13 protein-coding genes are annotated in these 16,365 nt (G+C 64.1%); 5 read left to right on the top strand and 8 right to left on the bottom strand.

Going from position 1 to position 16,365, the window contains the following annotated elements:
• Nucleotides 1–153: 153 nt before the first annotated feature.
• From fdhF to AC0L2K_RS31000, 5 genes are all read right to left on the bottom strand, one after another.
• Entirely contained in the window at nucleotides 154–3,030 is a 2,877-nt protein-coding gene (gene fdhF, locus AC0L2K_RS31020) for a formate dehydrogenase subunit alpha (protein ID WP_473533217.1), read from the bottom strand.
• A gap of 10 nt (nucleotides 3,031–3,040) precedes the next feature.
• Nucleotides 3,041–4,597, bottom strand: a complete 1,557-nt coding sequence (locus AC0L2K_RS31015; protein ID WP_023802879.1) for a formate dehydrogenase beta subunit — start codon at nucleotides 4,595–4,597, stop codon at nucleotides 3,041–3,043.
• Nucleotides 4,594–5,073 (bottom strand): formate dehydrogenase subunit gamma, encoded by a 480-nt coding sequence (locus tag AC0L2K_RS31010; RefSeq protein WP_077377054.1) that lies wholly within the window; start codon nucleotides 5,071–5,073, stop codon nucleotides 4,594–4,596. Before AC0L2K_RS31010 ends, AC0L2K_RS31015 begins: the two co-directional genes overlap by 4 nt.
• Before the next feature lie 131 nt (nucleotides 5,074–5,204).
• On the bottom strand, nucleotides 5,205–6,104 hold the full coding sequence (locus tag AC0L2K_RS31005; RefSeq protein ID WP_027151624.1) for a LysR family transcriptional regulator: 900 nt from the start codon (nucleotides 6,102–6,104) through the stop codon (nucleotides 5,205–5,207).
• Nucleotides 6,105–6,201: 97 nt separating this feature from the next.
• Nucleotides 6,202–6,579, bottom strand: coding sequence for a VOC family protein (locus AC0L2K_RS31000; RefSeq protein ID WP_023802882.1), 378 nt, complete (start codon nucleotides 6,577–6,579; stop codon nucleotides 6,202–6,204).
• Between the two features lie 236 nt (nucleotides 6,580–6,815).
• Here AC0L2K_RS31000 and AC0L2K_RS30995 point away from each other — a divergent pair, with 236 nt between their 5' ends.
• Nucleotides 6,816–8,009, top strand: a complete 1,194-nt coding sequence (locus tag AC0L2K_RS30995) for an Mrp/NBP35 family ATP-binding protein (protein ID WP_128168292.1) — start codon at nucleotides 6,816–6,818, stop codon at nucleotides 8,007–8,009.
• A gap of 140 nt (nucleotides 8,010–8,149) precedes the next feature.
• Here the strand turns inward: AC0L2K_RS30995 and AC0L2K_RS30990 are convergent, their stop codons facing one another.
• Nucleotides 8,150–8,611 (bottom strand): SRPBCC family protein, encoded by a 462-nt coding sequence (locus AC0L2K_RS30990; protein WP_023802884.1) that lies wholly within the window; start codon nucleotides 8,609–8,611, stop codon nucleotides 8,150–8,152.
• 157 nt (nucleotides 8,612–8,768) lie between these two features.
• On the opposite strand from AC0L2K_RS30990, the gene AC0L2K_RS30985 reads away from it, so the two are divergent.
• A complete protein-coding gene (locus tag AC0L2K_RS30985; RefSeq protein WP_287239187.1) occupies nucleotides 8,769–10,574 on the top strand; it encodes an IlvD/Edd family dehydratase in 1,806 nt (601 codons plus the stop codon).
• A gap of 100 nt (nucleotides 10,575–10,674) precedes the next feature.
• Here the strand turns inward: AC0L2K_RS30985 and AC0L2K_RS30980 are convergent, their stop codons facing one another.
• Nucleotides 10,675–11,175, bottom strand: coding sequence for a GFA family protein (locus AC0L2K_RS30980; RefSeq protein ID WP_473533216.1), 501 nt, complete (start codon nucleotides 11,173–11,175; stop codon nucleotides 10,675–10,677).
• A gap of 187 nt (nucleotides 11,176–11,362) precedes the next feature.
• Between AC0L2K_RS30980 and AC0L2K_RS30975 the strand changes: the two genes are divergently transcribed.
• The 3 genes from AC0L2K_RS30975 (at nucleotide 11,363) to AC0L2K_RS30965 (ending at nucleotide 14,188) form a co-directional block, all read left to right on the top strand.
• Nucleotides 11,363–12,181, top strand: a complete 819-nt coding sequence (locus AC0L2K_RS30975) for a chromate resistance protein ChrB domain-containing protein (protein WP_287174115.1) — start codon at nucleotides 11,363–11,365, stop codon at nucleotides 12,179–12,181.
• Entirely contained in the window at nucleotides 12,178–13,605 is a 1,428-nt protein-coding gene (gene chrA / locus AC0L2K_RS30970) for a chromate efflux transporter (protein ID WP_473533232.1), read from the top strand. Before AC0L2K_RS30975 ends, chrA begins: the two co-directional genes overlap by 4 nt.
• 184 nt (nucleotides 13,606–13,789) lie before the next feature.
• The gene (locus tag AC0L2K_RS30965) at nucleotides 13,790–14,188 is read left to right on the top strand and encodes a hypothetical protein (protein WP_023802889.1); all 399 of its coding nucleotides are present in this window, start codon (nucleotides 13,790–13,792) and stop codon (nucleotides 14,186–14,188) included.
• Between the two features lie 122 nt (nucleotides 14,189–14,310).
• On the opposite strand, the gene AC0L2K_RS30960 is transcribed toward AC0L2K_RS30965, so the two are convergent.
• Nucleotides 14,311–15,900 (bottom strand): trimethylamine methyltransferase family protein, encoded by a 1,590-nt coding sequence (locus AC0L2K_RS30960; RefSeq protein WP_473533215.1) that lies wholly within the window; start codon nucleotides 15,898–15,900, stop codon nucleotides 14,311–14,313.
• Nucleotides 15,901–16,365 lie beyond the last annotated feature (465 nt).

Raw genomic sequence — 16,365 nt, 5'->3', positions numbered from 1 at the left:
CTCCCCCCTCCGGTGGGAGTGGACGGGAGCCTGCAATTCGCGCGCTTACCTCTCCCCGGTCTATGGGGGGTTTGGTTTCGAGCTAAGCTCGACGGAGTGGGGGTCGACCAACCGTCAAGATTGAAGCGCTTTCGGTCGAATGCCTCGGCACGATTACTCCGCTGCTTCCAGCGTCGCGATGCGACGGCTGTTGCGGGCCTGCTCGTCATAGTCGAGCTGCCATCCCGACGGCCCGTTGGACGCGCCGACCTGCACCGCCGTCACCTTGTATTCCGGGCAGTTGGTCGCCCAGTCGGAGAAGTCGGTGGTGATGACGTTGGCCTGCGTGTCGGGGTGGTGGAACGTCGTATAGACCACGCCAGGCGACACCTTGTCGGTGATCAGCGCGCGCAGCGTCGTCTCGCCGGAGCGGCTGGTCAGGCGGACCCAGTCGCCGTCGCGCAAACCTCGGTTTTCGGCGTCATGCGGGTGGATCTCGAGACGGTCCTCGCTGTGCCACATGACATTTTCGGTACGCCTGGTCTGCGCGCCGACATTGTACTGCGATAGGATGCGGCCGGTGGTCAGCAGCAGCGGGAAGCGCGGTCCCGTCCTCTCGTCGGTCGCCACATATTCGGTGCGGATGAACTTGCCCTTGCCGCGCACGAAGCCGCTGATATGCATGATCGGCGTGCCTTCCGGCGCCTGCTCGTTGCACGGCCACTGCACCGAGCCCATCCTTTCCAGATAACCGTAGGAAACCTTGGCGAAGCTCGGCGTCGTCTTCGCAATCTCGTCCATGATTTCGGACGGATGCTGGTAATTCCAGGCAAGCCCCATCGCCTGTGCGAGCTTCTGCGTCACTTCCCAGTCGGCAAAGCCGTTGCGCGGCGCCATCACCTTGCGCACGCGGTTGATGCGGCGCTCGGCATTGGTGAAGGTGCCGTCCTTTTCGAGGAAGGTCGAGCCGGGCAGGAAGACATGCGCGTAGTTGGCGGTCTCGTTGAGGAAGAGATCGTGGACGACCACGCATTCCATGGCCGCAAGGCCTGCGGCGACATGCTTGGTGTCGGGATCCGACTGCAAAATGTCCTCGCCCTGCACATAGAGGCCCTTGAACGAGCCGTCGACGGCGGCGTCCAGCATGTTGGGGATGCGCAGGCCGGGCTCGTCGTCGAGTTTGACCCCCCACAGGCTTTCATAGATATCCCGTACCGCGTCGCCGGAGACGTGGCGATAGCCGGGCAGCTCATGCGGGAACGAGCCCATGTCGCAAGAGCCCTGGACATTGTTCTGGCCGCGCAGCGGGTTCACGCCGACGCCCGGCCGGCCGATATTGCCGGTCGCCATGGCGAGATTGGCGATGGCGATGACGGTGGTCGAGCCCTGGCTGTGCTCGGTCACGCCGAGGCCGTAATAGATCGCGCCATTGCCGCCGGCGGCAAACAGCCTTGCGGCGCTGCGGATCTCTTCAGGATCGACATTGGCGAGCTGGCCGACCACCTCAGGGCTGTTTTCCGGTAGCGCCACGAACGACGCCCAATCCTGGAACTCGTCCCAGTCGCAGCGTTCGCGGATGAAGGCCTCGTCGAACAGGCCTTCGGTGACGATGACATGGGCAAGCGCGGTGACCACGGCGACATTGGTGCCCGGCTTCAGCGGCAGATGATGCTGCGCCTCGATATGAGCCGAGCGCACGATGTCGGTGCGGCGCGGGTCGAGCACAATCAGCTTGGCGCCCTTGCGCAACCGCTTCTTCATGCGCGAAGCAAACACCGGATGTGCGTCGGTCGGATTGGCGCCGATGATCATCACCACATCGGTCTGCTCGATCGAGTCGAAATCCTGGGTGCCTGCCGAGGTGCCGAAAGTCTGGCCAAGGCCATAGCCGGTCGGCGAATGGCAGACGCGGGCGCAGGTATCGACATTGTTGTTGCGGAAACCCTGGCGGATCAGCTTCTGCACCAGATAGGTTTCCTCATTCGTGCAGCGCGACGAGGTGATGCCGCCGATCGAGGTGCGGCCATACTGGTACTGGATGCGGCGGAACTCGTTGGCGGTGTGGGTCAGCGCTTCCTCCCACGACACCTCGCGCCATGGATCGGTGACCTTTTCGCGGATCATCGGATTGAGGATGCGCTCCTTGTGGGTCGAGTAGCCGTAGGCAAAACGGCCCTTGACGCAGCTATGGCCACGGTTCGCCTTGCCGTCCTTGTAGGGCACCATGCGCACCAACTCGTCGCCGCGCATTTCGGCCTTGAACGAGCAGCCGACGCCGCAATAGGCGCAGGTGGTGACGACCGAATGCTCGGGCTGGCCGATCTTGATCACCGATTTCTCGGAAAGCGTCGCCGTCGGGCAGGCCTGCACACAGGCGCCGCAGGACACGCACTCGCTGTCGATGAAAAGCTGGTGCATGCCGGGCGACACACGGCTTTCGAAGCCGCGGCCCTCGATGGTCAGCGCGAATGTGCCTTGCACCTCCTCGCAGGCGCGCACACAGCGCGAGCAGACGATGCATTTCGATGGATCATAGGTGAAGTATGGGTTGGACTCGTCCTTCGCCATCCATTTGAAGTTTTCGGCGCCGTCGTTCTTCTTGAAGACGTGGTTGTCGCCCTCATAGCCGTAGCGCACGTCGCGCAGGCCGACGACGCCGGCCTGCGTCTGCAATTCGCAGTCGCCATTGGCCGCACAGGTCAGGCAGTCGAGCGGATGGTCGGAGATGTAGAGCTCCATCACGCCGCGGCGGATGTCCTTCAGCCGACCGGTCTGGGTGTGCACGACCATGCCCGGCGCCACCGGCGTCGTGCAGGAGGAGGGCGTGCCGTTGCGGCCGTCGATCTCGACCAGGCAGAGCCGGCAGGAGCCGAAGGCGTCGACCATATCGGTGGCGCAAAGTTTCGGGATGGCAATGCCGGCCTCCATCGAGGCGCGCATGATGGATGTGCCTTCCGGCACGGTGACGGTGAAGCCGTCGACGGTCAGCGTCACCTGCTTCTCGGACGTCGAGGCCGGCGTGCCGTAGTCGATTTCCTGAATGAGACCCATCGCGAGGTTCCTATTCTGCTGCTTCGGCGACTGGCGCCGGCTTGAAATCTTCGCGGAAGTGGTTGATTGCGCTCATCACCGGATAAGGCGTGAAGCCACCCAGCGCGCAGAGCGAACCGAACTTCATCGTGTTACAGAGGTCCGTCACCAGCTCGATCTGCTTTTCCGGCTCGCTACCCCTGGCGATCTTGTCGATCGTCTCGACGCCGCGTGTCGAGCCGATGCGGCAGGGCGTGCACTTGCCGCAGCTCTCGATGGCGCAGAACTCCATGGCGAAGCGCGCCTGCTTCAGCATGTCGGCGGTGTCGTCGAAGACGGTGATGCCGGCGTGGCCGATCAGCCCGTCCTTGGCGGCGAAGGCTTCGTAGTCGAACGGCGTGTCGAACAGGGAGCGTGGGAAGTAGGCACCCAGAGGGCCGCCGACCTGCACCGCTTTGACCGGCCGTCCAGTCGCCGTGCCGCCGCCGATGTCGTCGACGATCTCGCCAAGCGTCATGCCGAACGCCGCCTCGAACAGGCCGCCATATCTGACATTGCCGGCGATCTGGATCGGAATGGTGCCGCGCGAGCGGCCCATGCCGAAATCCTTGTAGAAGGCAGCACCCTTGTCCATGATGACAGGCACCGAGGCCAGCGAGATGACGTTGTTGATCACCGTCGGCTTGCCGAACAGGCCCTGGATGGCCGGCAGTGGCGGCTTGGCGCGAACGACGCCGCGCTTGCCTTCGAGGCTGTTGAGCAGCGAGGTTTCCTCGCCGCAGACATAGGCGCCGGCGCCGACGCGGATTTCCATGTCGAAGGCGTGGGGCGAGCCCAGCACGTTGAGGCCGAGCAGGCCGGCCTTGCGGGCGGCCTCGACCGCCTTTTGCATCATCGCCACCGCGTGCGGATACTCCGAGCGGATATAGACAAAGCCCTTGGTTGCCCCGGTGGCGACACCGGCGATTGCCATTCCCTCGATCAGCACGAAGGGATCGCCCTCCATGATCATGCGGTCGGCGAAGGTGGCGCTGTCGCCCTCGTCGGCATTGCAGACGATGTACTTTTTGTCGGCGATCGTATCGAGCACCGTCTTCCATTTAATGCCGGTCGGGAAGCCCGCACCGCCGCGACCCCGCAGGCCCGACTCGGTGACCTGCTTGACGATGTCGGCCGGAGCCATCGCCACGGCGTTCTGCAGGCCCTTCAGTCCGCCATGCGCCTTGTAGTGATCAAGCGACAGCGGATTGATGACGCCGCAGCGCGCGAAGGTCAGGCGCGTCTGCCTGGCCAGGAACGGGATCTTGTCGGGCGCGCCCAGCCAGCGCTTGTGGTGACCGCCGGTGAGGAAGCCGCTGTCGAACAGGCTTTTGACATCGGATGGCTTCACCGGCCCATAGGCGACACGGCCATTTTCTGTCGCCACCTCGACCATCGGCTCGAGGAAATAGGCGCCGCGCGAACCGTTGCGCACGATCTTGGCCTCGATGCCGCGATCGGCCAATTCCTTCTCAATCGCCTTGGCGACTTTTTCCGCACCGAGCGCCAGCGCGCCGGAATCGCCGGGAATATAGATGCGCGGGATCATGAGCGCACCTCGGCTACGATCTCGTCGAGTTTTTCGTCATCGAGCCGGCCGATCACCTCGCCGTCCAGCATCGCCGATGGCGCGCAGGCGCAAAGGCCGAGGCAATAGACCGGCTCTAGCGTCACCGAACCGTCGCGGGCCGTCTCGTGGAAGCCGATGCCCAGCAATTGCTTGAGCTTGGCGGCAATCGCGTCCGAGCCCATCGATTGGCAGGCTTCGGCTTGGCAGAGCTTCAGCACATGCCGGCCGGCCGGCCGGCTGCGGTAATCGTGGTAGAAGGTGACGACGCCGTGCACCTCCGCCTTGGAGATGTTCAGCGCTTCGGCGATGACCGGCAGCGCGTCATGCGGCACATGGCCAAACTCTTCCTGGATGCCGTGGAGGATCGGCAACAGCGGGCCTTCGAGGCCCTTCAACTCCTGAACGATCGCCGCCGTGCGCGACGCGATCTCGGTACTTGCAGGCTGCATGATCATGCAGCGCCCTCCCTGGTCGTAGTAATCCGCTAAGTGCCTAGGAAATCGGAGGAAACCCGCCAAATCAATAAAGCTGATCCGTTGCTCGATAGAAATCTTCTATCGATGCCGTCCAGCCTGCAATCTCTAGCTCAGTGGCGGGCGCGGAAATCGTCTGCCAGCGCCATTGCCTCGTCCAGCAGCGCCGAGACCAGCGGGGTGTGCGGCTCGCGCAGCGTCGCCACCAGCCCGACGGTGTGGCTGGCGTCCGGCTCGACGATCGGAATGGCCCGGATCGGCTCGGAAAAGCCGAATGTTTCCGAGAGGTTGAGCGGCATGATCGACGACCATTTTCCGGTACGGATATGCGAGAACAGCACGATCATCGAATTGGATTCGAGTGTCGGCCGCACCTGCGTGCCGGCTTCGGCCAAATGCTGGTCGATGATGCGGCGGTTCTGCATGTCCGGCGTCAACAGGCAGAGCGGCAGCTGGCTGAGCTCCGCCCATGTCACTTTGTCGCGGTCGGAATAGGGGTTTCCGATCGCGGTGATCAGCTGATAGCGCTCGTCATAGAGCGGCACGCTGGTCACCCGCCCCAGCGGCTCGTTGTCGAGATAGGTGATGCCGGCGTCGATGTCGAAATTGCCGAGCAGCGACAGCACCTCGATCGAGGTGCGCGACAGCACCGAGAAGGTGACGCCGGGATGTTTTGCCCGAAAAGGCGTCGTCAGCCGCGCCACCATGGCCAGCGCCGTCGGGATGGCGGCGATGCGGATGCGCCCCGAAAGGCCGTGACGCGCCGCCCGCATCTCTTCGCGCATGGTGCGGGTATCGCCGACGATGCGGCGCGCCCACGCCAGCACCTGTTCTCCCTCCGGCGTCAGCCCCTGGAAGCGCGAGCCGCGCAGAACCAGCATCACGCCGAGCTGGCCCTCCAGCTGCTTGATGCCGGCCGAAAGCGTCGGCTGGGTGACGCCGCACACCTCCGCCGCCCGGCCGAAATGCTCCTCCCTGGCCAGCGCGATGAAGAATTCCAGCTTGTCGATCATGAGCGGACGCTACCCGGCCGAGTGAGGCTGCGCCAGATGCATGCTGTTTTTGCCTGGCGAATCCTCATTGCGGCCGAAGCTTCGCCGCCGTCCAGGCCTAGCTGTCGACCAAGTTCAGAATGTTGCCGTCAGGATCCTTGAACCATGCGACCTTCATGCCGTAGCCGACATGGATGTCGCCTTCCAGCTTCAGGCCCGGCATCTCGTAGTGCTCGAAGACAACGCCTTTCGATTTCAGCGCCTTGACGATGGTGTCGATCTCGTCGCCGACCATCCAGGTCACCGCCGTCGCCTTGTTGGTTCCGGCGAATTGCGAGCGATAGACATTGATGCTGGTGTCGCCGCATTTGTAGACGATCAGTTCGCCACCCTCGTTGTGAACCTCCGTCAGCCCCAGAACGTCTTCATAGAAGGCCTTGGCCTTGGCCAGGTCCTTCACCGCGAGATTGGCCGTTGCGTTGCTGTTTGCGAGCATGATTGGTCTCCTTTGCTTGCGGGCGAGCACGTCCGAAGCCTGCAAAGATAGGGCTGCTTCGTCTTCAGGCGACGCAGCCTGTGCGATCGGCGTGCTTCTTCCCTAAAGACGTTTCGTCCTCTGCAAGACCGACAAACGGACGCAAGTCTTTGCAGCCACGCCCGTGCGTGTCGTTCCGCCGCTTGGTTCTGTTCGGGAACTGCACTATCTCAGGCGTAAAAGCAGAGGAAAAGCTGATGCCCGCCGTCCAGGAAAACGTCACCAAGGAAATCGTCATCGAGCGCCTGAAGACGGTCAACGGACCGGACTTCACCGGCAACATCGTCGACCTCGGCATGGTCTCCGAGATTTTCATTGCCGATGCCAAGGTTTTCTTTTCGATCACCGTGCCGGCTGCCCGGGCCCAGGAGATGGAGCCGCTGCGTGCCGCCGCCGAGCGTGTCGTCAAGGCGATCCCGGGTGTCGCCGGCGCCGTGGTCGCCCTGACGGCGGAAAAGAAGGGTGGCGGCATGGAGGCTCCGGTTCCGCAAAGGCCTGCCACCAGGCCCGTACCGCCGGCCGCACCCGCTGCCGCGCCGCGTCCGGCTCCGCACGCTCCGGCCTCGCACAGTCAGGGCAAGCGCGGCGTGCCCGGCATCGAGGCGATCATCGCTGTCGCTTCCGGCAAGGGCGGCGTCGGCAAGTCGACCACTGCCGTCAATATCGCGCTTGGCCTCGCCGCCAACGGCCTGAGGGTCGGCGTGCTCGACGCCGACATCTACGGCCCGTCGATGCCGCGGCTGCTCAACATCCATGGCCGGCCGCAGACGGTCGACGGCAAGGTCCTGAAGCCGATGGAGAATTACGGCCTGAAGGTGATGTCGATGGGCTTCCTCGTCGATGAGGAGACGCCAATGATCTGGCGCGGGCCGATGGTGATGTCGGCATTGACGCAAATGTTGCGCGAGGTCGAATGGGGTCCGCTCGACGTGCTCGTCGTCGACATGCCGCCCGGCACCGGCGACGCGCAGCTGACCATGGCCCAGCAGGTGCCGCTGGCCGGCGCCGTCATCGTCTCGACGCCGCAGGATCTGGCCCTGATCGATGCGCGAAAAGGCCTCAACATGTTCAGGAAGGTCGACGTGCCGGTGTTGGGCATCGTCGAGAATATGAGCTATTTCCTCGCCCCCGACACCGGCAAGCGCTACGACATCTTCGGCCATGGCGGCGCGCGCCGCGAGGCCGAGCGTCTCGGCGTCTCCTTCCTCGGCGAAGTGCCGCTCGAAATGGGCATCCGCGAAAGCTCGGATGCCGGCACGCCGGTGGTGGTCTCCAAGCCCGACAGCGCCGAGGCCAAGATCTACCGCGACATCGCCGCGAACGTCTGGGGCAGGGTCAAGGAAGAACGCGGCGCGGCCGAAGCCGCCGTGCCGAACATCGTGTTTGAGTGATCCTCCCCCTTGAGGGGAGGGTGGCCCGCAGGGCCGGGTGGGGTCGGTGGCGACGCACTCCACCTTTCTTGGTCAACGCCAGTTGTAGGTCGAGGCGGTTGAGGCGACCCCTCCCGCCCGCTTCGCGCGGCACCCTCCCCTCAAGGGGGAGGGGAGCCGCCCACCTTGTCGCCAAAGCTCGAAAAAAACTGTCCGGCCAGTTTCTTCGATGTCGATTCGATCAGACGGCTGCCGAGCTGGGCGATCTTGCCGCCGACATCGGCCTTGGCCGCATATCTGAGAATCGTCGCCTCCGGGCCATCGGCGGTCAGCGTCACATCGGCACCGCCTTTGGCGAAGCCGGCGATGCCGCCCTTGCCCTCGCCCTGGATGGTGTAGGAATGCGGCGGGTTGAGATTCCTGAGCGTCACCTCGCCGTTGAACGTCGCCTTGATCGGGCCGATCTTGACCACCACGGTCGCCGCCATCTCGGTGTCCGACTTCTTTTCGAGGCTCTGGCAGCCCGGAATGGTCTGCCTCAGAACGTCCGGGTCGTTCAGCGCCTCCCACACCTTTTGCAAGGGTGCGGCGATGCGTTCCTCGCCTTCGATAACCAAAGCCATCAAAATCTCCCGGATACGAATTGACAAACCCCGATCCGGTCTAGCGTGGGGGTAAACACATGTCTATCGCACCAAAGTCCGGAATCGGATGGCGCGTGCCTCTTGCCTGCTCTCGCGCGTTGTCATATCGATTTGTCATACAAATACGGAGACCATGATGGCCGGCGCCCCCACGCAGAAAAAGAAATTTCGCTCGCAGGAGTGGTTCGACAATCCGGACAATCCGGGGATGACGGCGCTTTACCTCGAGCGCTACCTGAATTACGGGCTGACGCGTGCCGAACTGATGTCGGGCAAGCCGCTGATCGGCATCGCCCAGACCGGCTCGGATCTGTCGCCCTGCAACCGCCATCATCTCGAACTGGCCAAGCGCGTGCGTGAGGGCATCGTCTCGATGGGCGGCATCCCTTTCGAGTTCCCGTGCCACCCGATCCAGGAGACGGGCAAACGCCCGACCGCCGCACTCGACCGCAACCTCGCCTATCTCGGCCTGGTCGAGGTGCTCTACGGCTATCCGCTCGACGGCGTCGTGCTCACCATCGGCTGCGACAAGACGACGCCGGCCCTGCTGATGGCCGCCGCCACCGTCAACATTCCGGCTATCGCGCTGTCGGTCGGCCCGATGCTCAACGGCTGGCACAAGGGCAAGCGCACCGGCTCCGGCACCATCGTCTGGGAATCGCGCCAGCGCCTGTCGGCCGGCGAGATCGGCTATGACGAGTTCATGGACATCGTCGCCTCTTCGGCGCCGTCCACCGGCTATTGCAACACCATGGGCACCGCCACCACCATGAACTCGCTGGCCGAGGCCCTCGGCATGCAGCTGCCGGGCTCGGCCGCCATTCCGGCGCCCTACCGCGAGCGCGGCCAGATCGCCTATGAGACGGGAAAGCGCATCGTCGACATGGTGCATGAGGACTTGAAACCCTCAGACGTCATGACCCGCCAGGCCTTCGAGAACGCCATCGTCGTCAACTCGGCCATCGGCGGCTCGACCAACGCGCCGATCCACCTCAACGCCATCGCCCGCCATCTCGGCGTGCCGCTCGACAATGACGATTGGCAGACGGTCGGCCTCCAGATACCGCTCATTGTCAACCTGCAGCCGTCGGGCGAGTATCTCGGCGAGGACTATCACCATGCCGGCGGTGTGCCGGCGGTGGTGGCCGAACTGATGAAGGCCGGGCTGTTGCCTCATCCCGACGCCATGACGGTCAATGGCAAGACGATCGGCGCCAATTGCAGCGCGGCCGTCAACGAGAATCTCGATGTTATCCGCACCGTCGCCGAGCCGCTGAAGGACAATGCCGGTTTCATCAATCTTAGGGGTAATCTGTTCGATTCGGCGATCATGAAGACCAGCGGCATCTCGCCCGAATTCCGCGAGCGCTATCTGTCGAACCCGAACGACCCCGAGGCCTTCGAGGGCAACGCCATGGTCTTCGACGGGCCAGAGGACTACCACGCCCGCATCGACAACCCGGCGCAAGGCATCGACGAGCACACCATCCTGTTCATGCGTGGCGCCGGCCCGATCGGTTATCCCGGCGGCGCCGAAGTCGTCAACATGCAGCCGCCGGCCCATCTCATCAAGAAGGGCATCCATGCGCTGGCCTGCATCGGCGACGGCCGCCAGTCAGGCACGTCGGGCTCGCCGTCGATCCTCAACGCCTCGCCCGAAGCCGCCATAGGCGGCGGGCTGGCGCTGTTGAAGACCGGCGACCGCGTCCGCATCGACCTGCGCAAGGGCACTGCCGACATTCTCGTCACCGATGACGAGATTACGCGCCGGCGCGCCGAGCTGCAGAACAGTGGCGGCTATCGCTACCCCAAGCACCAGACCCCATGGCAGGAGATCCAGCGCGGCATGGTCGACCAGTTCTCCGAAGGAATGGTGCTGAAGCCCGCGGTGAAATACCAGGATGTGGCGCACACCGCAGGCGTGCCGCGGGACAATCACTGAACGCGTCTTTTTTTGCCTTCTCCCCTTGTGGGAGGTGTCGCCGAAGGCGACGGATGAGGGGTGCTCCAGCTTGGCACCGACGCACTCCGTCCAGCACCCCTCATCCGGCTCGTCGCTGCGCGCCGATCCACCTTCTCCCACAAGGGGAGAAGGAAGAGCGCCAAGCCGCACCCAAGCGCCTATAAATATAGCCAACAATCTCAGGCGTCTGGTCCTGCCTGTCGTGCTTGCCGTCCTCGTAGACGATTGGGGCTGCGGCGAGTTCCTCTTCGGTGACGTCGTCGAGGCAGGCGACGTTCACCGCCCAGAAATTCCCGCCCATGAAATCGAGATAGCCGCGCGAGAGAAAATTCGCGCCGCAGTTCGGGCACATATAGTGGTTGATGTCGCCTTCCGGCCAGTTCGACGGCGTCGCCTTGTACTCCCGCATCCGGTCGCGGCCGTCCGTCACCCGCACTGCCTCATAGGCGGCGAAGGATTTCCGGTAGCCGAGTTTCCAGCAGAAGCTGCAATTGCATTTGCGGATGCCCTCAGCGAGGTCGATTTCGGCTTCGAAACGCACTGCACCGCAATGGCAGCTGCCGTGATAGGTCTTTTTCATGGGTTTCCTCCCAAACATGTCCTGGCTCCGCCGCCCGCCGGAGCCAGAGCATCCTTTGCTCCAGGCATGGCGCTTGACAAGCGGGCGCGACAAATCCACGATCATGGCAAGGGGTGCATCGCGACGACCCCGTGAGGCGTCAGCCCAACGTTCGCGTCCAAGCTTCTCTCTCAAGGAGGTGGACGCCATGCCGTCGACAACCGCTATCACCGTATCGCAACTGTCCCGTCTGATTGGTCTGCCGGGCGCGCCCGCGATCATCGATGTTCGCATCGAAGAGGATTACAGCGCCGATCCGCGCCTGCTGCCGGCCTCAAACCGGCGTGATTTCAAAACCGTCTCGACCTGGGCATCCGAATTCGCCGGCAGCCGAGTGACGGTCGTCTGCCAAAGAGGGCAAAAGCTCTCGCAAGGCGTGGCCGCATGGCTGCGGCATGAAGGCATTGCCGCCGAATCCCTCGAAGGCGGGTTCGAGGCCTGGCGCGATGCCAAGGGGCCTTTGATCAATGCCGGCAAGATACCGCCCCGCGACGAAAGGGGCCGCACCGTGTGGGTGACGCGGAGCCGCCCGAAGGTCGATCGCATCGCCTGCCCCTGGCTGATCAGGCGCTTCATCGATTCGGGCGCGGTCTTCCTCTTTGTCGAGGCGGCCGAAGTGTCGGCCGTTGCGGACCGCTTTCAGGCCGTGCCTTTCGACATCGACAATGTGTTCTGGACTCACCGGGACGAACGCTGCACCTTCGACACGATGATCGAAGAGTTCGGGCTCGAATCCGAGGCGCTCGACCGCCTGGCCATGATCGTGCGCGCCGCCGATACCGCACGCCTCGATTTGGTTCCCCAGGCAGCCGGATTCCTGGCCGCCTCGCTTGGCCTGTCGCGGATGTTTCGCGACGATCTGGAACAGCTGGAGGCAGGCATGCTGCTCTACGACGCGTTTTTCCGATGGTGCCGCGATGCCACCGAGGAGACGCACAATTGGCCAAGCGCGAGCAAGCCATCATGAGCGCCCCGGCTTCTGACAAAACGGGGGCTTCTGACAAAACGGGGGCTTTGGGAAAAACGGCCGAGATCGTCGAAGCGCCGGCTGCGCCAAGCTTCCGTGAAGGCGTAAAACTCTGGGCGAAAATCGGCCTGCTCAGCTTCGGCGGGCCGGCCGGCCAGATCGCGCTCATGCACAGGGAATTGGTCGAGGAACGGCGTTGGATCGGCGAGCAACGTTTCCTGCATGCGTTGAACTACTGCATGCTGCTGCCCGGCCCTGAAGCCCAGCAACTCGCCATCTATATCGGCTGGCTGCTGCACCGGACGATCGGCGGCCTGGTCGCCGGCATCCTGTTCGTCGCGCCGGGCGCGCTTGTGATGCTCACCTTGAGCATCCTCTATGCGCTGTATGGCGACGCTCCGCTCGTCGAGGCACTGTTTTTCGGGGTAAAGGCGGCCGTGCTCGCCATCGTGATCGAGGCGATGATCCGGATCGGACGTCGTGCCCTGAAGAACCGGGTCATGGTTTCGATCGCGCTCGCCGCCTTCATCGCCATCTATGCATTGAACATGCCGTTTCCGCTCATCGTCCTGCTTGCCGGCCTGGCGGGCTGGATTGGCAATCGTGTTGCGCCGGCGCTTTTTTCCGGCGCGGCGCACGGCAAGGACGCGGTTCCCGACATCAAGGGCGCGGTCGACCTGATGTTCGAGCGCGGCGAGCTGGCCCACGTCAGGCCGACGCGATGGCATGCGCCGCGCACCGTCGCGATCTGGCTGCCGATCTGGCTCGGGCCGGTGCTGCTGATCTGGGCGTTCACCGGATCCGCCAGCGTGTGGACGCAGATCGGCGGCTTCTTCAGCGTCATGGCGGTCGTCACCTTCGGCGGCGCCTACGCAGTCCTTGCCTATGTCGCGCAGGCAGCGGTCGAGTCCTTCGGCTGGCTCGCACCCGGTGAGATGGTCGATGGCCTCGGGCTTGCCGAAACCACGCCGGGTCCACTCATACTCGTCCTGCAGTTCGTCGGCTTTCTGGCCGCGTTCCGCCAATCCGGATCGTTGAGCCCGCTGCTTGCCGGATCGCTTGGGGCGATGCTCACCCTGTGGGCGACGTTCACGCCTTGCTTCTTCTGGATATTCCTCGGCGCGCCCTATATCGAATCCCTGCGCGACAACAAGGCGCTGTCGGCGGCGCTGGGCGCGATCACCGCCGCCGTCGTCGGCGTCATCATGAATCTCGCTCTGTGGTTCGGCTTGCACGTCATCTTCGGCGAGGTGCGCAACGTCGGGCTTGGAACCGACGTGCCGGCGCTCTCGTCGATCGACTGGCGCGCGGCGCTGCTGTCATGTGCTGCCATGATCGCCATTCTGAAGCTGAAGATCGGCATGCTGCCGACGCTTGCGGGATCGGCCCTCGCCGGTGTTCTGTTGCTGGCAGCGAGTGGTTAATGCATGTCGCGCAAAAGCATGCCCTCGGGCCTGACCCGAGGGTGTGCAGCGGTTTTGCGATAACGACATGCATAAAACAACAACCTAAAGCGCGTCGCATGCGGCCGGCTCAAATGCGACGCGCTTTAGCGGCTGCCTGCGGACGGCGCTTCGTTGCGGTTTCGGGCATTCGGATAGGAACATCATGGCGAAACGGCGCTCCTCCCTAGGCTTCCTTGGAATGTTCGGCCGTTCAGGCGACCTCAGGCAACTCGACGCCGCGCTACGCGGCGTCGACCTTCATCCCGCCCTTGTGCCGGAGGGAGCAAAGCTCACCATCGTCAATCTGATGAAGGACCACTGGCCCGACGAGCCGCCGCCACAAGCCTACCCGCCGGTGGCGCAGCTGCTTGGCTATTGTATTGCCGGGCCGGACGCATTCGAGCAATCCAACGGCCTTCGACATAGGCTGGATGCGGAGCGCCGGCTCGAGGCGGCACTCGAGGCCGGCGACAGCTTCGATGCGCAAATCATACTGATGACGCTGCATGCCAAGCTGATCAGTGGCGAGGTCGTCGACCGCTACGGGTTGAGCGCCGACTAGACCATGATCCCGAAAAGTGGAGCCCGGTTTTCGGAAAAGATCATGGTCAAACAAAGAGATAGAGCCCCATCCCGATTTTGCCGGGATGGATTAGTCTCTGACCGTTTTGACGAGAACCGTCTTCAGCCGCCCATGCCGCTGCGCGGCAGTTGGATCAGATTGCCGAAGCGGGCGCGCAACTTGTCGTCGACCGGCTTCGGCACGTGGCGCGGGAAGCGCTCGGCGAGGATGCGGTTCTTCTCGATGATCGCTCGCTGCAGGATGTCGGGCCTGCCTTTCTCGTTCCATTCCTTCGGCGAAAAGCGGTCGCCGACCGCCGGATAGAAATATTCCGTCTGCATCAGCCGCAGCGTCTGCTCGTTGCCGAGGTAATGACCCGGCCCCTTCAGGCAGACGTCGGCGATGGTGTCTATCGACAGCGACTCATCGGTCACCTCGATGCCGCGCACGCAGCGCAGGCAATGGCCGAGCATGTCGTTGTCGATGATCAGGCTTTCCAGGCAAAAGCCGAGCAGCGAGGCGTGCATGCCGGCCGATTCGTAGACGAGGTTGAGGCCGGCCAGGCCGGCCATCACATCGGTGATGCCCTTTTCGTAACCGGACTGAATGTCGGGCAGTTTCGAATCCGTCATGCCGGCGGCCGAACCGCCGGGCAGGTCGTAGAATTGCGCCATCTGGGCGCAGGCAGCGGTCAGCACCGCTTGCTCGGCCGAGCCGCCGGACATGGCGCCGGTCCTGAGGTCGGAGACGAACGGCCAGGTGCCGAAGATCGCCGGATGCCCGGGTTTGATGGCGTTGACATAGACGAGGCCGGCGAGCACCTCGGCCACCGCTTGCACCACCGCACCGGCGATCGCCGCCGGCGCCGTGGCGCCCGCCTGGCCGGCCGACAGCAGCAGGATCGGAATGCCGCCTTCGACGCAGGCCTCGAGCACGCCGCAGGCATCCTCGGCAAACTTCATCGGCGGCACGACAAAACAGTTCGAATTGGAGACGAAAGGCCGGGCGCGAAAATTCTCTTCGCCGCCGGCAATCGCGTAAAGCATGTCGAGCGCCGGCTTGACGTTCTCGCGCACCGTGAAGGATGTGCCGACATGCTTCGACGTGCCCATCACGCAGGCGTAAAGCGTGTTGAAATCCATGTCGAGCGGATCAGGGATGTCGCGCGGCACCATCGGCCGCTGGAAGAAATGGATGTTGTCGAGCCCTTCGACGATGCGCGCCGCGTCATAGATGTCCTGCAGCAGCGACTCGCGATAACAGCGCTTCTCGACGTCGACCAGATGCACCGCGGCGCCCGCCGTGCCGTAATGCACGCGCTTGCCCTGGATCAGCATGTCGTGCTTGGGATCCTGGCCATGCAGGGTGAAATGGCGCGCCGCTTTCTTGATGGTGTCGAGGACGAGCGCGCGCGGAAAACGGATGCGGCCGTCCTCGCTGAGCGTGGCGCCGGCCTTGGTCAGCGCCTCGATGCAGGATGGGATGGCATTGGCGAAGCCGACCGTTTCAAGCAGCGTCAGCACCGCTTCGTGAATGCGCTCGCGGTCGTTTTCACTGAGTGGCCCGTAGCTTCCGCCTTCGAGGCCGGCGCGTACCGGCTTGATATCGTCGGCAAGGGGTGCTGCCCGCATGGCGCGACGCGCTTCGCGCCCGCCGGAACGCCGCGAACGCTGGTCCGAGGGCGTGTCCGGCTTCTCAACAGCCACTGACATGGGAGGCACTCCACCTTTAGCTGCGAAGCGGGCGGCGGTGGTTGGTCCACCAGGTGGTTGGTCCACCAGGTGGTTGGTCCACCATCGGCCGCTTCGTCCCCCTTAGAGCGCCGCGCGTCCACTTGGACGCGCAAAGGACGCTCTAACACTTTCTTGCTTGCGCATGATCCTTTCCGGAAACCGAAGATTGGTTTCCGGGGTCATGCGCTATGCCTCGAACTATGCCGCCGGCATTGGCACAGCCTATGAGCCAGACGGTCCCGTCGCATATGCCAGGGGGCTAAAACAACGGTGGCCGGTCATGGCCCCGACGAGGCATCAGGCGGCGGGCGGCCGGCGCCCCCCCCCCCGCCCCCCGTGGGGGGGGGCGGGGGGGGGGGGGGGGCGCGCGGGGGCGGGGGGGGGGGGGGGGGGGGGGGGGGGGGGGGGGGGGGGGGGGGGGGGGGGGGGGGGGGGGGGGGGGGG

Source organism: Mesorhizobium sp. WSM4817 (genome assembly GCF_055811135.1).
This window is presented reverse-complemented; position numbering and strand designations above follow the sequence as displayed.